The organism is Jutongia sp. (genome assembly GCF_057878315.1).
The window spans coordinates 1-2,948 of record NZ_DBLXSO010000076.1 but is presented as its reverse complement, the minus strand read 5'-3'; the positions used below and the strand labels follow the sequence as shown (position 1 = coordinate 2,948).

Sequence of the window (2,948 nt, the reverse complement as noted above, 5' to 3'; positions counted from 1 at the left end):
AGTATTCGCCGGGACTGTACGTTTTTATGGACATTGACAGTATGCGAGATCTGTTTGGAGAGGATGACGATTATTATAACGTTGTATTTGCCGATCATAAGTTAAATATACCGGCAGGAAGACTTTACGGCACACTGAGTAAGAAAGAGGTGGAGGAAACCGCAGGTATCTTTGTCGATATGATGATGTCGATGGTATATATGCTTACAACCATGTCAGCGTTGATCTTTTGTGTGGTTATGTATTTGATGATGAAGGTGATGATCGACCGCTCCGGCTTTGGCATTTCTCTGATCAAGATATTTGGTTATCGTACCGGAGAGATCCGCAAGCTGTATCTTAACAGCAATTTCGGCATTGTGGCAGTAGGTGCGCTGATCTGCATTCCTCTGTCAAAGATTGTGATGGACAGTCTTTACCCGTTGATGGTCAGCAATATTGCCAGCGGAATGAATCTTTATTTTCCACCGGTATTGTATATCGGTCTGTATGTGAGCATTCTTCTGCTGTATGCGGTGATCAACTTCTTTTTGGTGCGCAGGCTGAATAAGATCACACCGGCGGAGGTGCTTAAGAATCGTGAGTAGCCGTTGGAGGAGATTCCGGTTTGCTTTTTGTGCCGGATAGCAGTAAACTTTATTTAATTGATGTAATTTTAAAAGAAGATAGTAATTTATGGTTGATGTTGGGGTAAAGGGGATTTTGATTCTGATTGATGCAGCGGATCGCTATTTGGAAGGATATAAGGAGAAAATCGATGACAAAGTTTAAGATATGTGGACTGACGACATGTCAGGAGGCGGAATGGGTTTCTGAGGTGCAGGCGGATTATGCGGGGATGGTGCTTTTCTTTCCGAAAAGCAAACGAAATATCAGTGTTACGCAGGCAGAGAAGATCATACAGGCATTGCCGGATGAGATAAAGTCGGTGGCGGTTGTCGTGTCGCCGGACACAGATCAGATCCGACAGCTTGAGAAAGCCGGATTTGACCTGATCCAGATACATGGGACAGTGCTGTCAGAGGTAGTGGAGGCGCTGCACGTTCCGTTTCTGCGTGCATTTAATGTGGACAATATGCAGGAGTGGGAGATCTTTGAACAGGAAGAAAAATGTGCCGGATATGTTTTTGATGCGGTAAAGCCGGGCAGCGGAGAAACCTTTGACTGGAGCAGCCTCCCAAGCCTTTCGGAGGATGGAAAACCATATCTGCTGGCAGGAGGTCTGAATCCGGAAAATGTTGGAGATGCCATTCGCTCCCTGCAGCCTTATGGCGTAGATGTAAGCTCCGGCGTGGAGAGTGATCAGGGCAAAGGAAAAGCCCCCGAAAAGATCAAAGCTTTCGCGGAGGCTGTTCGTAACGCCGATAAATTATTGTAAAATCATTTGTAATGCTTCACGGCTTATGAAAAATAATTCGATGTCTGGCTGCGGCTCATCATGTACTCACGGTTGGAGACAGACTGAGAAAGTCCATTCAACAGATAAAACAGGATCACACCGATCAGAATACCGAAAAGGCTCATCGTAACATCGTCAATGTCACCCCAGCCCCTGCCGGCAAGATCTTGTAAAAGCTCCAGGATCACAGGAATTCCTACATATATAAGCAGACGCAGGACAAATGGAAGGCGTGCACCGTAAATGCGTACAAAAAAGCCGATCGGAATGCCGATGGCAACCATCTCACCGATATAGCAGAAAAGCGGAGCAAGTGAAACATGGCTCTTCAGTGCAAACTCAATATAGGATGCGGTTGTCATCATCGGGATAAAATTGTGTGCGCCAAACGGCAGCTCCTGATATGGTGGTGTGATCGGAGTCAGGAAATACTGCTTGATCAGCACAAACAGGAAAAACACAATAAACAAAATGCTCATTCTACGGAAGAACAGATGAAATCCGTCAAATCGTGGTCCGCGGTCGAGCATATCGCGGATATTCGAATAAAGAAACGGTACCAGCCAGTTTACCAGAACAAGCACCACCATGGAAAAGTCATAATGGATCCACTGATTCGGCTGGATCAGATAGATCACTGTGGAAAAGATAAAGGTGATCGTCACCATAAAAGCCGCATGAAGAAAGCTGTAACCATAATTGAGTGAGGACTCCAGACAAAAATGCGACAATCCAACTGAAAAGATCACAGCAAAAACAATACTGATCCAATGATAATTGACCAGATAATAAAGGCATGCCTCGGCGATGAAGCTTACGAGGCTCAGAAGAATAACAAGACTGCTGATATTCACTGCACGGTTGTTCATAACAATATCCCCCAATAACATGTATATTCGAAAAAATACTGCCTGGAAGGGCAGCTTCGTTCTTTCGTTGCGCGGTCGTCTGACCTTTTCCAATATCATAGCAGATTTACCCGGAATGTTCTATAGTAAAGTAGACGAAAAAATTACCGGAAAAAAATAAAAATTAGGTATTGACATATAGAAAATATTTTGGTATATTATACAAGTCGCGTGAAACGAACAACGCAGACAAATGGGATCTTAGCTCAGCTGGGAGAGCATCTGCCTTACAAGCAGAGGGTCACAGGTTCGAGCCCTGTAGGTCCCATTCGATGAGTCTTTCATCGATCATATTTATGGCGAGATAGCTCAGTTGGCTAGAGCACACGGTTCATACCCGTGGTGTCGGGAGTTCGAATCTCCCTCTCGCTATTATTTTTTTGCCCGAAAGGCATCTGTCATTTGACAGGTGTCTTTTTTTGTTATTGGAATTGCGTCAAGAGAAACGAGAGCTATAAGACAAAATCATCACACAGCAGCAAGGATCGTGAGATCTGATCTGCTGTTTTTTTTTCTTGTGAAAATAATTAAGACAAGTATGGACATCAGTTTGGTAAAATGTCGTTCATAAGATGCAGTATGGGATAAAAGAAAGGATAATGCAGGGCGATTAACAAATATGAGTGAAAGCGGGGGTGATG

The 2,948-nt window shown here is 44.2% G+C and carries 3 protein-coding genes and 2 tRNA genes; 4 read left to right on the top strand and 1 reads right to left on the bottom strand.

The annotated features are described in order from the left end of the window. The coding region (locus ACZLMD_RS12385; protein WP_489495864.1) for an ABC transporter permease at window positions 1-587 on the top strand (587 nt) is incomplete at its 5' end. A 170-nt stretch (window positions 588-757) separates the two neighbouring features. Continuing rightward, entirely contained in the window at window positions 758-1,378 is a 621-nt protein-coding gene (locus tag ACZLMD_RS12380; protein ID WP_482521927.1) for a phosphoribosylanthranilate isomerase, read from the top strand. 23 nt (window positions 1,379-1,401) lie between these two features. On the opposite strand, the gene ACZLMD_RS12375 is transcribed toward ACZLMD_RS12380, so the two are convergent. Then, the gene (locus ACZLMD_RS12375; protein ID WP_158577107.1) at window positions 1,402-2,268 is read right to left on the bottom strand and encodes a VanZ family protein; all 867 of its coding nucleotides are present in this window, start codon (window positions 2,266-2,268) and stop codon (window positions 1,402-1,404) included. 234 nt (window positions 2,269-2,502) lie between these two features. Between ACZLMD_RS12375 and ACZLMD_RS12370 the strand changes: the two genes are divergently transcribed. Together ACZLMD_RS12370 and ACZLMD_RS12365 are read left to right on the top strand one after the other, a co-directional pair. Continuing rightward, window positions 2,503-2,575: transfer RNA gene (locus ACZLMD_RS12370), tRNA-Val, on the top strand. A 30-nt stretch (window positions 2,576-2,605) separates the two neighbouring features. Further along, window positions 2,606-2,679: transfer RNA gene (locus ACZLMD_RS12365), tRNA-Met, on the top strand. Window positions 2,680-2,948: the final 269 nt, after the last annotated feature.